The organism is Pseudomonas putida (genome assembly GCF_028682455.1).
Lineage (GTDB): Bacteria > Pseudomonadota > Gammaproteobacteria > Pseudomonadales > Pseudomonadaceae > Aquipseudomonas > Aquipseudomonas putida_AA.
The window spans coordinates 411,894-430,034 of the sequence record NZ_JANHLD010000003.1; the positions used below are offsets into that span (position 1 = coordinate 411,894).

17 protein-coding genes are annotated in these 18,141 nt (G+C 62.4%); 7 read left to right on the plus strand and 10 right to left on the minus strand.

What is annotated here, in order from left to right; translation table 11 throughout:
• Nucleotides 1-101: 101 nt before the first annotated feature.
• Both rep and NPS58_RS19055 read left to right on the plus strand, forming a co-directional pair.
• A complete protein-coding gene (gene rep / locus NPS58_RS19050) occupies nt 102-2,111 on the plus strand; it encodes a DNA helicase Rep (RefSeq protein WP_274116867.1) in 2,010 nt (669 codons plus the stop codon).
• Between the two features lie 63 nt (nt 2,112-2,174).
• Complete coding sequence (locus NPS58_RS19055; protein ID WP_274116868.1) at nt 2,175-2,747, plus strand: xanthine phosphoribosyltransferase; 573 nt, start codon at nt 2,175-2,177, stop codon at nt 2,745-2,747.
• 64 nt (nt 2,748-2,811) lie between these two features.
• Here NPS58_RS19055 and NPS58_RS19060 read toward each other — a convergent pair whose 3' ends face one another.
• From NPS58_RS19060 to dadA, 6 genes are all read right to left on the minus strand, one after another.
• Nucleotides 2,812-4,719 (minus strand): acetyl-CoA hydrolase/transferase C-terminal domain-containing protein, encoded by a 1,908-nt coding sequence (locus tag NPS58_RS19060; protein ID WP_274116869.1) that lies wholly within the window; start codon nt 4,717-4,719, stop codon nt 2,812-2,814.
• A gap of 138 nt (nt 4,720-4,857) precedes the next feature.
• Complete coding sequence (locus NPS58_RS19065; protein WP_028942436.1) at nt 4,858-5,280, minus strand: c-type cytochrome; 423 nt, start codon at nt 5,278-5,280, stop codon at nt 4,858-4,860.
• A gap of 139 nt (nt 5,281-5,419) precedes the next feature.
• Complete coding sequence (locus NPS58_RS19070) at nt 5,420-5,968, minus strand: cupin domain-containing protein (protein WP_028942437.1); 549 nt, start codon at nt 5,966-5,968, stop codon at nt 5,420-5,422.
• 108 nt (nt 5,969-6,076) lie between these two features.
• Nucleotides 6,077-7,150, minus strand: coding sequence for an alanine racemase (gene alr / locus NPS58_RS19075; protein WP_274116870.1), 1,074 nt, complete (start codon nt 7,148-7,150; stop codon nt 6,077-6,079).
• A 96-nt stretch (nt 7,151-7,246) separates the two neighbouring features.
• Nucleotides 7,247-7,600, minus strand: coding sequence for a RidA family protein (locus NPS58_RS19080; RefSeq protein WP_274116871.1), 354 nt, complete (start codon nt 7,598-7,600; stop codon nt 7,247-7,249).
• A complete protein-coding gene (dadA, locus tag NPS58_RS19085) occupies nt 7,572-8,873 on the minus strand; it encodes a D-amino acid dehydrogenase (protein ID WP_274116872.1) in 1,302 nt (433 codons plus the stop codon). Before dadA ends, NPS58_RS19080 begins: the two co-directional genes overlap by 29 nt.
• A 156-nt stretch (nt 8,874-9,029) precedes the next feature.
• Between dadA and dadR the strand changes: the two genes are divergently transcribed.
• Complete coding sequence (gene dadR / locus NPS58_RS19090) at nt 9,030-9,518, plus strand: transcriptional regulator DadR (RefSeq protein ID WP_008366790.1); 489 nt, start codon at nt 9,030-9,032, stop codon at nt 9,516-9,518.
• A 3-nt stretch (nt 9,519-9,521) separates the two neighbouring features.
• Here the strand turns inward: dadR and NPS58_RS19095 are convergent, their stop codons facing one another.
• Nucleotides 9,522-9,875, minus strand: a complete 354-nt coding sequence (locus tag NPS58_RS19095; protein ID WP_274116873.1) for a YkgJ family cysteine cluster protein — start codon at nt 9,873-9,875, stop codon at nt 9,522-9,524.
• 115 nt (nt 9,876-9,990) lie between these two features.
• Here NPS58_RS19095 and NPS58_RS19100 point away from each other — a divergent pair, with 115 nt between their 5' ends.
• Entirely contained in the window at nt 9,991-11,295 is a 1,305-nt protein-coding gene (locus NPS58_RS19100; RefSeq protein ID WP_274116874.1) for an NAD(P)/FAD-dependent oxidoreductase, read from the plus strand.
• Here NPS58_RS19100 and NPS58_RS19105 read toward each other — a convergent pair.
• The gene (locus NPS58_RS19105) at nt 11,292-11,522 is read right to left on the minus strand and encodes a DUF1127 domain-containing protein (protein WP_274116875.1); all 231 of its coding nucleotides are present in this window, start codon (nt 11,520-11,522) and stop codon (nt 11,292-11,294) included. The genes NPS58_RS19100 and NPS58_RS19105 overlap by 4 nt on opposite strands.
• A 178-nt stretch (nt 11,523-11,700) precedes the next feature.
• Here NPS58_RS19105 and NPS58_RS19110 point away from each other — a divergent pair, with 178 nt between their 5' ends.
• Together NPS58_RS19110 and NPS58_RS19115 are read left to right on the plus strand one after the other, a co-directional pair.
• Complete coding sequence (locus tag NPS58_RS19110; RefSeq protein ID WP_274116876.1) at nt 11,701-13,131, plus strand: PLP-dependent aminotransferase family protein; 1,431 nt, start codon at nt 11,701-11,703, stop codon at nt 13,129-13,131.
• 59 nt (nt 13,132-13,190) lie between these two features.
• Nucleotides 13,191-14,747 carry a phospholipase D family protein gene (locus NPS58_RS19115; protein ID WP_274116877.1) on the plus strand — a complete coding sequence of 519 codons (1,557 nt, stop codon included), beginning with the start codon at nt 13,191-13,193 and terminating at the stop codon, nt 14,745-14,747.
• Here NPS58_RS19115 and NPS58_RS19120 read toward each other — a convergent pair.
• On the minus strand, nt 14,744-15,883 hold the full coding sequence (locus NPS58_RS19120; protein WP_274116878.1) for an MFS transporter: 1,140 nt from the start codon (nt 15,881-15,883) through the stop codon (nt 14,744-14,746). The genes NPS58_RS19115 and NPS58_RS19120 overlap by 4 nt on opposite strands.
• A 94-nt stretch (nt 15,884-15,977) precedes the next feature.
• Entirely contained in the window at nt 15,978-17,471 is a 1,494-nt protein-coding gene (locus NPS58_RS19125) for an aldehyde dehydrogenase (RefSeq protein ID WP_028942447.1), read from the minus strand.
• 198 nt (nt 17,472-17,669) lie between these two features.
• On the opposite strand from NPS58_RS19125, the gene NPS58_RS19130 reads away from it, so the two are divergent.
• Nucleotides 17,670-18,029, plus strand: coding sequence for a cupin domain-containing protein (locus NPS58_RS19130; protein WP_274116879.1), 360 nt, complete (start codon nt 17,670-17,672; stop codon nt 18,027-18,029).
• Nucleotides 18,030-18,141: the final 112 nt, after the last annotated feature.

Here is an 18,141-nt window from a genome sequence, read left to right on the forward strand (position 1 = left end):
TTTAGATCGAGTGGTACGTCACACTGTCAGACGGTCGCGGCAGAATCTTTCTACCCCTGCTAAAATGCGCGGCTATTTTTCTAGCGACCCCGGTTTCTGTCATGTCCCGACTCAACCCCCGGCAACAAGAAGCCGTGAACTACGTCGGCGGCCCACTATTGGTGCTCGCCGGTGCTGGCTCCGGCAAAACCAGCGTGATTACGCGCAAGATCGCGCATCTGGTGCAGAACTGCGGCATTCGTGCACAGTACATCGTGGCCATGACCTTCACCAACAAGGCCGCGCGGGAGATGAAAGAGCGGGTCGGCACCCTGTTGCGCAAGGGCGAAGGGCGCGGCCTGACCGTGTCGACCTTCCACAACCTGGGCCTGAACATTATCCGCAAGGAGCATGAACGGCTGGGCTACAAGCCGGGGTTCTCGATCTTCGACGAGACCGACGTCAAGGCCCTGATGACCGACATCATGCAGAAGGAATACTCGGGCGACGACGGCGTCGACGAGATCAAGAACATGATCGGCGCCTGGAAAAACGACCTGATCCTGCCACCCGAGGCGCTGGAAAAAGCCCGCAATCCCAAGGAACAGACCGCCGCCATTGTCTACGCCCACTACCAGCGCACGCTCAAGGCGTTCAACGCGGTGGACTTCGACGACCTGATCCTGCTACCGGTAAAGCTGTTCGAAGAGCACACCGACATCCTCGAAAAGTGGCAGAACAAGGTGCGTTACTTGCTGGTAGACGAATACCAGGACACCAACGCCAGCCAGTACCTGCTGGTGAAGATGCTGATCGGCACGCGCAACCAGTTCACCGTGGTAGGTGACGACGACCAGTCGATCTACGCCTGGCGCGGTGCGCGCCCCGAAAACCTGATGCTGCTCAAGGACGACTACCCCTCTCTGAAGGTGGTGATGCTCGAGCAGAACTACCGCTCCACCAGCCGTATCCTGCGCTGCGCCAACGTGCTGATCTCGAACAACCCCCATGCTTTCGAGAAGCAACTGTGGAGTGAGATGGGCCACGGTGACGAAATCCGTGTGATCCGCTGCAAGAACGAGGAAGCCGAGGCCGAACGCGTGGCCATGGAGATCCTCAGCCTGCACCTGCGCACCGACCGGCCGTACAGCGACTTCGCCATCCTCTACCGGGGCAACTACCAGGCCAAGCTGATCGAACTGAAGCTGCAGCACCACCAGGTGCCGTATCGCCTGTCAGGCGGCAACAGCTTCTTCGGCCGCCAGGAAGTGAAAGACCTGATGGCCTACTTCCGCCTGCTGGTGAACCCGGACGACGACAACGCCTACCTGCGGGTGATCAACGTTCCGCGCCGTGAAATCGGCTCGACCACCCTGGAAAAACTCGGCAACTACGCCACCGAACGCAAGATCTCGATGTATGCCGCCAGCGAAGAGCTGGGCCTGGGCGAGCATCTGGACAGCCGCTACACCGACCGCCTGCAGCGCTTCAAGCGCTGGATGGACGGGGTGCGCGAACAAGTCGCGCTGGAAGACCCCATTGCCGCCCTGCGCAGCATGGTCATGGATATCGACTACGAGAACTGGATTCGCACCAACAGCTCCAGCGACAAGGCCGCGGACTTTCGCATGGGCAACGTCTGGTTCCTGATCGAGGCGTTGAAAAACACCCTGGAGAAGGACGAAGACGGTGGCATGACCATCGAGGAAGCCATCGGCAAGCTGGTGCTGCGCGACATGCTCGAACGCCAGCAGGAAGAGGAAGACGGTGCCGAGGGTGTGCAGATGATGACCCTGCACGCCTCCAAGGGCCTGGAGTTCCCCTACGTGTTCATCATGGGCATGGAAGAAGAGATTCTGCCGCACCGTTCCAGTATCGAAGCCGACACCATCGAGGAAGAACGACGCCTGGCCTACGTGGGCATTACCCGCGCACGCCAGACCCTGGCGTTTACCTATGCCGCCAAGCGCAAGCAGTACGGCGAGATCATCGACTGTGCGCCGAGCCGTTTTCTCGACGAGCTGCCCGATGACGACCTGGCCTGGGAAGGCCTGGATGATGCACCGACGGAAGTGAAAGCCGCTCGCGGCAATAATGCACTGGCCGATATCCGCGCCATGCTCAAACGTTAGATAATCAACCTTTGCTGCGGCGTATTGCCGTGGCCACTCTTGCTACATCGAGGAATTACCACAGTGGAAGCACTGCACCAGAAGATTCGCGAAGAAGGCATCGTGCTTTCCGATCAGGTTCTCAAAGTCGATGCGTTTCTCAACCATCAGATCGACCCTGCGCTGATGCAACTGATCGGCGACGAGTTCGCCCGTCTGTTCGCCGACTCCGGCGTCACCAAGATCGTCACCATCGAAGCCTCCGGCATTGCCCCGGCGGTGATGACTGGCCTGAAGCTGGGTGTACCGGTGATTTTCGCGCGCAAGCACCAGTCGCTGACCCTGACCGAGAACCTGCTGACCGCCTCGGTGTATTCCTTCACCAAGCAGACCGAAAATACCGTGGCGATCTCCCCGCGCCACCTCAACAGCAGCGACCGCGTGCTGGTGATCGACGACTTCCTGGCCAACGGCAAAGCCTCCCAGGCACTGATCTCGATCATCAAGCAAGCCGGTGCCACCGTTGCCGGCCTGGGTATCGTTATCGAGAAGTCGTTCCAGGGCGGCCGTGCCGAGCTGGACAGCCAGGGCTACCGCGTTGAATCGCTGGCCCGGGTGAAGTCGCTCAAGGACGGTGTGGTTACGTTTATCGAGTGATCGCAGGGCTCGCGGGGTCAGCCCGCTCCTACCGTAGGAGCAGGCTGGCCCCGCGAAAACCCCCTCAAGCCGTCGCCTGCAACCCCGCCAGCAACAAGCGCTGATACAACTCCTCCTTCAGCCCCTGCGGCTGTGCCAGGCCCATCCGCGCCAATTGCGCCGGATACGCCTCAGGCGCCGGTGCATCCAGAGCCGCCTTGCCCAGTTCCAGTACCTCGCTCAGCTTGAACTTGCTCTTGAGCCAGTTCAGAGCGCGCAACAGGTCGCGCTCCTCGGCGGTAAAGTCACTGCCCAGCGGATATTCCGGAAACAACCGCGCATGCCGTTCGCGTATCTGCTGCAAACGCTGCGGGGTGTTTTCGGTATAGCGCGGATCAAGCCGAAAATCCTTGGCCAGCTTGCCGGCCTTCTGCGCCTGCTCGATCAGCTCCGGTTGAAAACGTGAGTCGGTGATATTCAGAAGCCTTGTGATCACCTGGACATCGGTTTGCCCGCGCAGGTCGGCGATACCGTATTCGGTGACAACGATGTCGCGCAGGTGCCTGGGGATGGTGCAATGGCCGTAGCTCCAGACCAGGTTGGAGCTGACCACCCCGCCCGCTTCGCGCCAGCTGCGCAGCAGCAGGATCGAGCGCGCGCCCTCCAGGGCATGGCCCTGGGCAACGAAGTTGTATTGCCCCCCCACGCCACTGAGCACCCGTCCGTCTTCCAACTGGTCGGCCACTCCGGCGCCCATCAGGGTCATGGTGAATACCGTGTTGATAAAGCGCGCATCGCGGCGCTGCAAACGCTTGAGTGACTCGTGGCCATAGAGTTCGTTGATGTAGCTGATCGCGCTCATGGAAATGCGTTTTCGCGTCGCCAGTGGCATTTCCCGCAAACGCTCATAGAAGGCCCGCGGACCAAGGAAGAAGCCGCCATGCACCAGGACGCCCTGATCGTCCCGCTGGCCGTCGTTGGCCGCCTGCTGACGCTGCTCGTCGGCGTACACCGGGCGCTGGATGATGCCTGCGTCGAGCAGTGCGAGCAGGCCGTTGACGAACATCTCACTGCAGCCATAGAGGCCCTGGGCGAACGGTTCGATACCGCCTTCGCGCTCAATCAGCGCGTGCCACGGTTGCAGGTCGATGTCCGCCAGCAGTGCCTGGTAGCGCTCGCAGTCGGCCTGGCGTGCCAGCACAGCGGCAGTCAGAGCGTCGCCCATGGCGCCAATCCCGATCTGCAGGGTGCCGCCATCACGCACCAGGGCGCTGGCGTGCAATCCGATGAAGTGATCCTGGGTGGTCACCGGCATGTTCGGTGTCGAGAACAGGCGCCTGTGCTCGACGGCGTCGATCAACAGGTCGAAATTCTGCCGGGGCAGCTCGCTGGTGCCCGGCATGTAGGGCAGTTCGGCGTGCACTTGCCCCAACAGCAGGATGGTTTCCCCGGCGGCGCGGCGGCGGGCGATCATGGGCAGCAAGTCGAGGGTGATGTCCGGGTTGCAGCTCAGGCTCAGATGATCCGGGTGCTGCGGGCTTTGCGCCACCAGCTGGGCCACCAGGTTCAGGCCCTTGGCATTGATGTCTCGGGCGGCATGGCTGTAGTTGCTGCTGACGTAATCCTGCTGGGCAGTGGCGCTGTGCAGCAGGCTACCTGGCTGCATGAAGAACTGCTCGACACGGATGTTGGCCGGCAGCCGATCCTTGCGCAGGTCGTCCAGGTAGGCGAGCTCTTCATAGTCGGCAAACACCCGCTCGATGAAGGGCTCGAGAAAACGCCGCTGCAAGCCATCGCCCAAGTCAGGGCGTCCGAGGCTCAGGGCGGTGTAGATCGTCAATTGTCGCTCGGGTAGCTGCCGGACCCGTGCATACAGCGCGTTGACGAATGCATTGGGCTTGCCCAATCCCAGGGGCAGGCCCATGTGGATATGTGCTGGCAATCGTGCCAGCACCTCGTCCACGGCCTTTTCAATCGAGCAATCGAGCGTCATCTACGCCTCCCGGTCATCCTTGCAGGTTCGACCGAGCATGCCCCGTGTTTGCTTCACAGGCCAGCGTTTAAATCGCAGTGGGGATGCGAATACAACAAAGCCCGCACAAGGCGGGCTTTGTTCGAAAAGCGCGAAGGCTTACAGGCCGGACATCTTCTTGATAGCGCCCATCAGGTCGTCATCCGAGCAATCGGCGCAGGTGCCTTTTGGCGGCATGGCGTTCAGGCCGGTGATGGCCTTGGCCAGGATACCGTCCAGGCCACCCTGGTGGTCGGCACGCTCTTTCCAGGCGGCAGTGTCGCCGATCTTCGGCGCGCCCAGCAGGCCGCTGCCGTGGCAGGCGTTACAGTGTTTGGCGATGATTTCGTCCGGGGTCTTGGCACCGCCACCACCTGCGGAGGCAGCCACTTCCATTCCCTTGCATTCCTGACCTTGTACACACACCTGGCCAACCGGTTCCAGCCGTTTGGCGATGTCGTCGTTGGTCGCAGCTTGTGCGCTGACTGCCCAAAGGGCCAATACGGCAGCTGGTACGGCCAGCATTTTCTTGATTAGATTCACACGTACACCCTCATGGTGGCTAGTCACGCCCGCGGCCACGGATTCGCAGGCGGCGCAAGTATAACGGGAACCCTGCCTCACTGAAACAACCCTAGAGTCCAAAGGGTCTTAGCCGCGACAATCCGCCGCGTGCTGCACCTTAGAAGTTGGCCGGCGTCGCTGCGCTGATCAGCCGGGCCGGCTCGTCGTACGGATTGCGAAAACGGTGCGGCTTGGTACTTTCAAAATAGTAGCTGTCGCCCGCTTCGAGGATAAAAGTTTCAAGGCCCACCACCAGTTCCAGGCGACCTTCAAGAAGGATGCCGGTCTCTTCACCGTCGTGGGTGAGCATCTCTTCGCCCGTGTCGGCGCCCGGTGGATAGACTTCGTTGAGAAAGGCGATGGCCCGACTCGGGTGCGCCTTGCCGACCAGTTTCATGGTCACCGCACCGTCGGAGATATCGATCAGTTCGTGGGCCTTGTACACGATCTGCGTGGGGTTTTCCGGTTGCAGCTCTTCGGAAAAGAACTCGACCATCGACATCGGAATACCGCCCAGCACCTTGCGCAGCGAGCTGATCGAAGGGCTGACGCTGTTTTTTTCGATCATCGAGATCGTGCTGTTGGTAACGCCCGCCCGTTTGGCGAGTTCACGCTGAGACAGGCCCTTGAGCTTGCGAATGGCTTGCAGTCGTTCACCGACGTCCAATGCTGGAGCCCTCCTAAACGAACGAGTGGGGTCGAAATTGAACGTTATCATCGCAACAGCGTTCAGTATTTACAACACTTCGACCCGCAGCCCGTCCGCTTTGGCGCTTCAGTCGCCGATATAGTCCAACGGCACGCGCTTGAGGTTGCAGAAGATCTGATAAGGGATCATGCCGGCCTGCATGGCCACGTCGCTGGCCAGTACATTCTTGCCCCACAACTCCACAGGGCTGCCGACGCCCGCTTCCGGTACATCGGTCAGGTCAATGCAGAGCATGTCCATCGATACCCGGCCAATCAGCTGGCTGCGCTTGCCGGCTACCAGCACCGGTGTACCAGTCGGCGCCTGGCGCGGATAACCGTCGGCATAGCCCATCGCTACCACCCCGACCCGGGTCGGGCGCGGGCTGATGAATTTGGCGCCATAGCCCACCGGCTCACCGGCCGGCAGCTCGCGCACGCTGATGACTCGCGATTGCAGGGTCATCACCGGCTGCAAACGCGCCGCTTCAGCCTGCGGGACTTCGAACGGGGTTGCGCCGTAGAGCATGATGCCCGGTCGTACCCAGTCACTTGGAATGGCCGGCCAGCCGAGTACGGCCGGCGAGTTGCGCAGGCTGACTTCGGCACTGAGGCCCTGGCGAGCGGCCTGGAACACCGCGACCTGGTCGTTGCTGGCACTGCTGTCGAGTTCATCGGCGCGGGCAAAGTGGCTCATCAGAACGATGCGAGTCACTTTGCCGCTAGCCAGCAGGCGCTGGTAGGCGGACTGGTAATCCTTCGGGTGCAGGCCCACCCGGTGCATGCCGGTGTCCATCTTCAGCCACACGGTGATGGGCTTGTTGATCCGCGCTTGTTCGATAGCCTCCAGCTGCCACAGCGAATGCACCACGCACCACAAGTCATGCTGGGCGATCAGCTCCAGTTCGCCGGCCTCGAAAAAGCCCTCGAGCAGCAGTACCGGCGCCTTGATCCCGGCAGCCCGCAGCTCCAGCGCTTCCTCGATGCAGGCCACGGCGAAACCATCGGCCTGTTGCTCGAGCGCCAGGGCGCAGCGCACGGCACCGTGGCCATAGGCATCGGCCTTGATCACGGCCAGGGCTTTGGCGCCGGATAGTTCGCGGGCCAGTTGATAGTTGTGACGCAGGGCTTGGAGGTCGATCAGGGCACGGGCAGGACGCATGACGGCAGCCTTCTGGGCAGTCTGGTTGGAAGTAAAAAACCCGGTGCCCAACTGCAGCTTGTGGGCCGCCAGCGGCACCGGGTGAGGGATTGCGGGTTAAGGCAGCGCGGCGACTACCGACAGTTCAACGAGGATTTCCGGTTCGCACAGCTTGGCCTCGACCGTGGCGCGAGCGGGCGCGACGCCTTTTGGCAGCCACGTGTCCCACACCGCGTTCATACCCTGGAAATCGGCGTCGATGTCCTTGAGGTAGATGGTCACCGAGAGCAGACGGCTTTTATCGGTGCCCGCCAGGTCCAGCAGGCGCTCGATGTTGGCCAGGGTTTCACGGGTCTGCTGTTCGATGCCGGCGTTCATGTCGTCACCCACCTGGCCCGCCAGGTAGACGGTGCCATTGTGGGTAACGATCTGGCTCATGCGCTCATTGGTGAGCTGGCGCTGGACTGACATGCTTTGCAGACTCCTGGTGTTTTCCATAACGCGAAATATCGAGGCCTTCGGCGCTGATTTGCGGCTTTTTGCGCGCCATCAGGTCAGCCAGCAGGCGGCCGGAACCGCAGGCCATGGTCCAGCCCAGTGTACCGTGGCCGGTATTGAGGAACAGGTTGCGAAACGGCGTGGCACCCACGATCGGCGTACCGTCCGGGGTGGTCGGACGCAAGCCGGTCCAGAAGCTAGCCTGGCTCAGGTCGCCGCCGCGAGGATAAAGGTCGTTGACGATCATCTCCAGGGTTTCACGTCGACGCGGATTCAGCGACAGGTCAAAACCGGCGATCTCGGCCATGCCGCCCACCCGGATGCGATTGTCGAAACGGGTGATCGCAACCTTGTAGGTTTCATCGAGAATGGTCGAAGTCGGTGCCATGGCCGGATCGGTGATCGGCACGGTCAGCGAGTAGCCCTTGAGCGGGTAGACCGGTGCGCGGATGCCCAGGGGCTTGAGCATCTGCGGCGAGTAGCTGCCCAGCGCCAGCACGTAGCGGTCGGCGGTTTCCAGCTTGCCGTCGATCCATACTCCGTTGATGCGATCGCCGGCGAAGTCCAGGCGCTGGATGTCCTGGCCGAAGCGGAATTCGACGCCCAGCTTGATCGCCATTTCCGCCAGGCGGGTGGTGAACAGCTGGCAGTCGCCGGTCTGGTCGTTGGGCAAACGCAGGGCGCCGGCCAGAATGTCGGTGACGTTGGCCAGGGCGGGTTCGACGCGGGCAATGCCTTCGCGGTCGAGCAACTCGTAAGGCACGCCGGACTGCTCGAGGACGGCGATGTCCTTAGCCGCGTTGTCCAGTTGCGCCTGGGTACGGAACAGCTGGGTGGTACCCAGGGTGCGGCCTTCGTAGGCGATGCCGGTTTCGGCACGCAGCTCGTCGAGGCAGTCGCGGCTGTACTCGGACAGACGGACCATGCGCTCCTTGTTCACGGCATAGCGGCTGGCGGTGCAGTTGCGCAGCATTTGCGCCATCCACAGGTATTGATCAACATCGGCGGTAGCCTTGATGGCCAGGGGCGCATGACGCTCAAGCAGCCACTTGATGGCCTTGAGCGGCACGCCTGGTGCAGCCCAGGGCGAGGCGTAGCCTGGCGAGACCTGGCCTGCGTTGGCAAAGCTGGTTTCCATGGCGACTGCCGGTTGACGGTCGACCACGACCACCTCGTACCCCTGCCGTGCCAAATAGTAGGCACTGGCGGTTCCGATCACACCGCTACCAAGTACCAGAACTCGCATGTTGATTACCCTCGACGCAGCGTACCGCTGACATTTGTTGTTAATGGCGTAGATGGGCGCAGTATAGGAAGGTATGGCCAGTGCTTTTCACTATATAAAAGCCTATATTTGGCGAGAATTCTCGGCAAGGTTGGCTTTTACGGAGGGGCATCCACTATGAGAACCCAGCACCAAAGCAAGCGTGAACTGGACAAGATCGACCGCAACATCCTGCGTATCCTGCAGGCAGATGGGCGTATTTCATTCACTGAACTGGGCGAGAAAGTCGGCCTGTCGACCACGCCCTGCACCGAGCGGGTCCGGCGCCTGGAGCGCGAAGGGATCATCATGGGCTACAACGCCCGGCTCAATCCCCAGCACCTCAAAGGCAGCCTGCTGGTGTTCGTCGAGATCAGCCTGGACTACAAGTCGGGCGATACGTTCGAGGAGTTCCGCCGCGCCGTCCTCAAGCTTCCCCATGTGCTGGAGTGCCATCTTGTGTCGGGCGACTTCGACTACTTGGTCAAGGCGCGAATCTCGGAAATGGCTTCCTACCGCAAGCTGCTGGGCGACATCCTGCTCAAGCTGCCCCACGTGCGCGAGTCCAAGAGCTATATCGTGATGGAAGAGGTAAAAGAGAGCCTCAACCTGCCGATTCCGGACTGAGCCTCAGACCAGCACCTGACGGGTGCTGGCGATGTACTGGTGCACCAGTTTCTCGGCCTGGGGATCGATCATTTGTGCAGGTCCCCGACCGTTAGGGCACGGCAGGCGCGGGGTAGTACCGAACAGCCGGCAGATCAGCGGCCGCTCTTCATACACCGTGCAGCCCTCGGGCCCCAGGTGCACACAGTTCAGTTCGTTGAGGGCGGCTTCCTGCTCGGCAGCGCTCTTGCGCGGCAGGCGAGCCATTTCCTCGGATGACGTGGTCACCGGCCCACAGCAGTCATGACAGCCCGGGACGCACTCGAACGACGGGATCTGATCGCGCAGGAAGCGGATCTTGTGGCTGTTGCAACTCATGGCGACCTGCGGCGAAGAAGAAGGAATGTCGCTATTTTGCCCCATGGTTGCCCGGTGCCGAAAGCGCAGCTTATCCTGCGTCAATTTTTCTAAACATATCAATCAGGACTCATCCATGAGCGCCTCTGTTCAACAACCCGCCTCCCACACTGCTTCCTATTACACCGCCAGCAGCCTGCCGCAGCCGGAATATCCGCCGCTGGCCGGCGAGTCGAGCTGTGATGTGTGCGTGGTGGGCGGTGGCTTTTCCGGGTTGAACACGGCGATCGAGCTGGCTGAGCGCGGCCTGAGCGTAATTGTGCTGGAAGCTCGCAAGATCGGCTGGGGTGCCAGCGGGCGCAACGGTGGGCAGCTCATTCGTGGCGTGGGCCATGGGCTGGAGCAATTCGCACCGATACTGGGCAACGACGGCGTTCGCCAACTGAAGCTGATGGGGCTGGAGGCCGTAGACATTGTCCGCGAACGCATCGAGCGTCATGCCATCGCCTGCGACCTGACCTGGGGCTACTGCGACCTGGCCAACAAACCGCGCGACCTGGAAGGATTTGCCGAGGATGCCGAAGAATTGCGCAGCCTGGGCTACCGCCATGACCTGCGCCTGGTGCAGCCTGAGCAGATGCATACGGTGGTGGGCTCCGACCAGTATGTCGGCGGCCTGATCGACATGGGCTCCGGGCACCTGCATCCGCTGAACCTGGCCCTGGGTGAAGCGGCCGTCGCCAGCCAGTTGGGCGTCAAGCTGTTCGAGCAATCGGCGGTGACCCGCATCGACTACGGCCCGCAGGTACGTGTTCACACCGCCAGCGGTTCAGTGCGGGCCAACACCCTGGTGCTGGGCTGCAATGCCTACCTCAATGACCTCAACCCCACACTTGGCGGCAAGGTGCTGCCTGCCGGCAGCTATATCATTGCTACCGAGCCCCTCAGCGAAGCCAGGGCGCGGACACTACTGCCGCAGAACATGGCCGTGTGCGACCAGCGAGTGGCCCTCGACTATTACCGCCTGTCGGCTGACCGGCGCCTGTTGTTCGGGGGCGCCTGCCACTACTCCGGCCGCGACCCGCAGGACATCGCCGCCTACATGCGGCCGAAGATGCTCAAGGTGTTCCCGCAACTGGCCGACGTGCGCATCGACTACCAGTGGGGCGGCATGATCGGCATCGGTGCCAATCGCCTGCCGCAGATTGGCCGCCTGCCCGACCAGCCGAATGTGTATTTCGCCCAGGCCTACTCCGGTCACGGGCTCAACGCCACTCACCTGGCCGGCAAGCTGCTCGGCGAGGCCATCAGCGGCCAGCAGAGCGGGCGCTTCGACCTGTTCGCCCAGGTGCCGCACATCACTTTCCCGGGCGGCAAGCACCTGCGCTCGCCGCTGCTGGCCCTGGGTATGCTCTGGCACCGCCTCAAAGAGCTGGTCTAACCGCGCCAGAAGGGTTTTAGCCCCTCTGCGCGGGCCTGCGCCGCACTCAGGCCAATATCGCGCAACTGGTCGGGTGTCAGTTGCAGCAGCGCACGACGACTGTGCCAACGGTGCGCCATCAGCCCCCAGCGGCCGAGTCCGGCTGGCACACTGACCAGTTGCACCGGTTGTTCAGGGCTCAGTTCTTCGGCGTGCAAACTCAGGCGCACATCGCTCATACCGCTCATTGCTTGATTCCTCCGGGGTGGGATAACCGTAGGAAAAGCATGCGCGCTCGCTCAAAAGCATTACAGATTCAACGTACCGCTATTATTCCCATACAGAATTGGCAAGTTTCCCACTGAATGCTGTATTTTTTCCGCATCTGTATCGGTCACCCGCCAAAGCCTGCTTCGGGAGTATGCAATGACCCTCTACGTCAACCTTGCCGAGCTGCTCAGTGCCCGCATCGAGCAAGGCCTGTACCGCCCCGGTGACCGCTTGCCCTCGGTACGCGCCCTGAGCGTGGAACACGGGGTCAGCCTGAGCACGGTGCAACAGGCCTATCGCCTGCTGGAAGACAACGGCCTGGCGGCACCACGGCCGAAATCGGGTTATTTCGTGCCCACCGACCGCAGCCTGCCGGCCCTGCCCGACGTCAGCCGCCCGGCACAGCGACCGGTGGAAATTTCCCAGTGGGAGCAGGTCATCGAACTGGTACGCAGCGTGCCGAGCAAGGATGTGGTGCAACTGGGGCGCGGCATGCCGGATATCGACAGCCCGACGCTCAAGCCCTTGCTGCGCAGCCTCGCCCAGCTCAGTCGGCGCCAGGACATGCCCGGCTTGTACTACGACACCATCTCTGGCACCCAGGCCCTGCGCCAGCAGATCGCCCGGCTGATGCTCGATTCCGGCTGTACGGTCAGCCCCGACGACCTGGTTGTGACCACCGGCTGCCACGAAGCCCTGTCGGCCAGTATCCGCGCGGTGTGCCAGCCCGGCGATATTGTTGCCGTGGACTCGCCCAGCTTCCACGGCGCCATGCAGACCCTCAAGGGCCTGGGCATGAAGGCCCTGGAGATTCCCACCGACCCGATCACCGGCATTAGCCTCGAAGCCCTGGAACTGGCCCTGGAACAGTGGCCTATCAAACTCATCCAGATTACCCCCAGCTGCAACAACCCGATGGGCTACATCATGCCCGAGGCCCGCAAGAAAGCCTTGCTGACCCTGGCCCAGCGCTTCGATGTGGCGATCCTGGAAGACGATGTGTATGGCGACCTGGCCTACACCTACCCTCGCCCGCGCACGATCAAGTCGTTCGACGAAGACGGCCGGGTGCTGCTGTGCAGTTCGTTCTCCAAGACCCTGGCCCCGGGCCTGCGCATCGGCTGGGTCGCGCCCGGACGTTATCTGGAACGGGTGCTGCACATGAAGTACATCAGCACCGGCTGCACGGCGACCCAGCCGCAACTGGCGATCGCCGACTTCATCGAAGGCGGGCACTACCAGCCCCACCTGCGGCGCATGCGCAGCCAGTACCAACGCGGTCGCGACCAGATGAGCGACTGGGTCACTCGCTACTTTCCGCCCGGCACCCGCGCCAGCCGGCCGCAAGGTGGCTTCATGCTGTGGGTGGAGTTGCCGGAAAGTTTCGATACGCTGCGCCTTAACCGGGCTTTACTTGGGCAAGGTGTACAGATCGCCGTGGGCAGCATTTTTTCTGCCTCGGGCAAGTACCGTAACTGCCTGCGGATGAACTTCGCCGCACGCCCAACCAGCGAGATCGAAGCAGCCGTGCGCAAGGTTGGCGAGACCGCCATTCGTCTACTGGTTGAAGACGGCAACGGCGGGTAACTTTCCGCCGCCGCTCGCGGTCCAACCCCATAAGCCTTTGTCGTTAAGGACTCATCGCCTTGAGAAACCCGCGCGCGCTGCCCTTGATGCTGTCGCTGATGTTCGGCCTGGGTGGCTGTGCCGCTGTCAGTCAGCCGCGGGAAGTGACGCAGGCGCTGCCCGCCGGCGACTCGGCGTTCGGACGCTCGGTGCAGCGCCAGGCTTCGGCCTACGAAGGGCGCTCGGGCTTTCGCCTGCTGCCCAACAGCAATGAGGCCTTCCGGGCCCGCGCCGAGCTGATCCGCAATGCCCAATCGAGCATTGACCTTCAGTACTACATCGTCCATGACGGCCTGAGCACCCGCGCCCTGGTGCATGAGCTGCTGCAGGCGGCCGATCGCGGCGTGCGTGTACGCATCCTGCTCGACGACACCACCAGCGATGGCCTCGATGTGCAGATGGCCACCCTCGCCGCCCACCCCAACATCCACATCCGCGTGTTCAACCCGTTGCGCCTTGGACGCAGCACCGGCGCGACCCGGGCCGTGGGCCGCCTGTTCAATCTCAACCTGCAGCACCGGCGCATGCACAACAAGCTGTGGCTGGTGGACAACAGCATGGCCATTGTCGGTGGCCGCAACCTGGGCGATGAGTACTTCGATGCCGAGCCCAACCTGAACTTCACCGACATCGACCTGCTCGGCGTCGGACCTGTGGCCGAGCAACTGGGCCACAGCTTCGACCAGTACTGGAACAGCGCACTGAGCAAACCGATCGGCGACTTTCTCCTGAGCCAACCCGATGCCAGCGACCTGCGTGACAGCCGCCAGCGCCTGGAAGCCTACCTTGCCGATGCCAGGATCGAGCGCAAGGCCCTCTACGACCGCTTGATGGCCTACCAGACCAACCCGCGCCTGGACGTCTGGCGCAACGAGTTGATCTGGGCCCATAACCAGGCACTCTGGGATGCGCCGAGCAAGGTACTGGCCAGTGACGAGCCCGACCCGCAGCTGCTGATGACGCAGCAGCTGGCCCCCGAAATGAACGACGTGCAGCATGAGCTGATCTTGATCTCGGCCTACTTCGTTCCCGGCGAGCCCGGCCTGCTGTACCTGACCAGCCGCGCCGATGCCGGTGTGTCGGTCAAGCTGTTGACCAACTCCCTGGAAGCCACTGATGTGCCGGCGGTTCATGGCGGCTACGCGCCCTACCGCCGGGCATTGCTGGAGCACGGCGTGCATTTGTACGAGCTGCGCCGCCAACCGGGCGACCCCAGCGCCAACCGGGGTTTGCGCCTGTATGGCAGCTCCGACTCGAGCTTGCACAGCAAGGCGATCATCTTTGATCGGCGCAAGACCTTCATCGGCTCGTTCAACTTCGACCCACGCTCCGTGCTGTGGAACACCGAGGTGGGCATTCTGGTCGACAGCCAGGAACTGGCCGAGTACGCCCGCGAGCTGGCGGTGCAAGGTATGGCCCCGGCATTGAGCTACCAGCCGCAACTGGTGAACGATCAGATCGTGTGGGTCACCGAAGACAACCACCACCTGCACACTCTCACCACCGAGCCCGGTGGGCTGTGGCGGCGCTTCAATGCCTGGATCAGCAAGGCGGTGGGCCTTGAGCGCATGCTCTAGACCGGCGCCGGCTCGAACGCGTTCGGTCGCCGCGCCAGCAACACCAGGCCGGCAGCGCCCACCGCCATCAGCAATGGCAAGGCATGCCCGCTGATCCACTGGCTGCCCGCACCGGCGGCCAGTGGTCCAATCAGGCAACCAATGCCCCACAATTGCGCCACATGCGCATTGGCGCGCACCAGCGCATCATCTCGGTAGCGCTCACCGATCAGCACCAGCGACAAGGTAAACAGGCCGCCAGCACTGGCGCCGAACAATACCCACAGCGGCCATATCATCCAGGTATGCATGAACAGCGGAATGGCCAGGCTCGATAGCAACAGGGTCAATGCGCAGCCGCTGAACAAGGTGCGCCGCGACATACGATCGGCCAAGGCCCCGATGGGCAACTGCAGCAACGCGTCGCCCACCACCACCGTGCTGACCATGAACAAGGCAAGCTCCGTGCTGAAGCCTTGTTGCAGGCAATAGACTGGCAGCAGGGTCAGGATCATCGCCTCGAACGCGGCAAACAGGGCAATGGCCCAGGCAATCACCGGCATGCGCCGGCAAAAGCCAAGCAGGTCGTTGAAGGTAACGCTGCAGGATTCCGAAACAGGCGCCCCGCTGCGCCCCAGCAGCGCCAGCGGTGCCACCACCAACAGACCGGCCCCCACCCAGAAGCCGAGATCATCCTCCGACCCCACCACCCCAAGCAGCAGCGGGCCGGCCAACTGGCTCAAGGCATAAGTGCTGCCGTACAGCGCCACCAGCCGCCCGCGCCATTGCTCGACCACCAATTGATTGATCCAGCTTTCCCCCAGGATGAAGACAATGGTCAGGATCACGCCGATCAGCAGCCGCAATACCAGCCACACCGGGTAGCTGGGCAACAGCGCCAGCAAACCGATGGACAACGCACCAGCCCAGAGGCACAGGCGCATCAGCCCGGGAGTGCCGAAGCGGGCAGCCAGACGGCTGGACACCTTGGCGCCGACCAGCACGCCGATTGCAGGCATTGCCGCCATCACGCCAATGGCGAAACTGCCGTAACCCCAGCCTTCCAGGCGCAGGGACACCAGCGGCATGCTGACCCCCAACGCAAGACCGACACTGAGCACCGCCGAGAGCACGGCGAAATAGGTACCCCAACGCATTGCAGCCTCCCAGGCTGTTGTGACTGAGCAGAAACAACACAGCCGGACCTGCGTCGAGCAAGGTCCGGCTGTGAACGGGGTCGAACGGCTGTGGTTACAGCTTGATCCAGGTCGCCTTCAGCTCGGTGTACTTGTCCAGTGCGTGCAGCGACTTGTCACGGCCGTTGCCCGACTGCTTGAAGCCGCCGAACGGTGCGGTCATGTCACCACCGTCGTACTGGTTGACCCAGACGCTACCGGCACGCAGGGCCTTGGCGGTCAGGTGAGCCTTGGAGATATCGGCGGTCCACACACCGGCGGCCAGGCCGTACGGGGTGTCGTTGGCGATGTTGATCGCTTCTTCGACGGTGTCGAAGGTGATCACCGACAGCACCGGGCCGAAGATTTCTTCCTGGGCGATCTTCATGGCGTTGGTCACGCCGTCGAAGATGGTTGGCTCGACGTAAGTGCCGCCGGTCTCTTCGAGAATACGCTTGCCACCGACCAGCAGCTTGGCGCCGTCGCTGTGTCCGGCATCGATGTACGACAGGACGGTATTCATCTGCTGGGTATCGACCAGCGCACCCACGGTGGTAGCCGGGTCCAGCGGGTTGCCAGGCTTCCAGGCCTTGAGGGCTTCGAGGACCAGGGGCAGGAACTTGTCCTTGATCGAACGCTCCACCAGCAGGCGCGAGCCTGCGGTGCACACTTCGCCCTGGTTGAAGGCGATGGCGCTGGCGGCTGCTTCAGCGGCGGCGTTCAGGTCCGGTGCGTCGGCGAAGACGATGTTCGGGCTCTTGCCGCCGGCTTCCAGCCAGACGCGCTTCATGTTCGACTCGCCGGCATAGATCATCAGTTGCTTGGCGATCTTGGTCGAACCGGTGAACACCAGGGTATCCACGTCCATGTGCAGGGCCAGGGCCTTGCCGACGGTGTGGCCGTAGCCTGGCAGCACGTTGAGCACGCCTGCAGGGATACCGGCTTCAATGGCGAGCTGGGCAATACGGATGGCGGTCAGCGGCGACTTTTCCGAAGGTTTGAGCACCACCGAGTTACCGGTGGCCAGGGCCGGGCCGAGTTTCCAGCAAGCCATCAGCAGCGGGAAGTTCCACGGCACGATGGCGGCAACCACGCCTACCGGCTCACGGGTCACCAGACCCAGCTGATCGTGCGGGGTGGCGGCGACTTCGTCGTAGATCTTGTCGATGGCTTCGCCGTTCCAGCTCAGCGCCTGGGCTGCGCCCGGGACGTCGATGTTCAGCGAGTCGTTGATCGGTTTGCCCATGTCCAGGGTTTCGAGCAGCGCCAGCTCCTCGACGTTTGCATTGAGCAGGGCGGCAAAGCGGATCATGGTGGCTTTGCGCTTGGCCGGGGCCAGGCGCGACCAGACGCCGGAGGCGAAGGTGGCGCGGGCGTTCTCGACGGCACGCTGGGCGTCGGCATCGTCACAGCTGGCAACCTGAGCCAGCAGGCGGCCATCGACCGGGCTGAGGCATTCGAAGGTCGCGCCGGAAACGGCGGCGGTGTATTCACCGTTGATGAAGGCGCGGCCTTCGATCTTCAGTTGCTGGGCACGCTGTTCCCAATCCGCACGAGTCAGGGTGGTCATACGAAACTCCTCCTCTTGTATTAAGGTGCAGTGCCGCATGAGGGCTCAGGGGCACTGTCAAAAATTCTGGCCGGGCGAGCTACGCGCACAGGCACCTGCCACCCTAAACCACTGGCGACCCAATTATCAATATATTTGACATAATCAGCCCAAACACCTACTGATGTTCATTTTATTAAACAAACAAGAGAGCTAGCCATGCGCATCGACCAGATCATCGACTTCGCCCAGGTCCTCACCGAAGCCGAACGCTACCGCCCAGCCGCGGAGAAAGTGCTCAAGGGCGACCCTGAGCAGGCCGTCTACAACCACTATTCCAGCCCATGCGGCCAATTTGCGGCGGGTGTCTGGGAAGGTGAAGTCGGCCAGTGGACCGTCAATTACACCGAACACGAATACTGCGAAATCGTGCAGGGCGTTTCGGTGCTGCGCGATGAAAACGGCGGGGCGAAGACCTTGCGTGCCGGCGATCGCTTTGTCATCCCGGCGGGCTTCAAGGGCACCTGGGAAGTGCTCGAGCCGTGCCGCAAGATCTATGTGATGTTCGAACAGAAATAACGAGCAAGGGCGGGATTGCTCCGCGATAGCTTGCTTCGCCGGGCAATCCCGCTTCTGCCGAACCGCCAAAAAAAAGGGCCCGTATCCAGAGATACGGGCCCTTTTTTCGTCA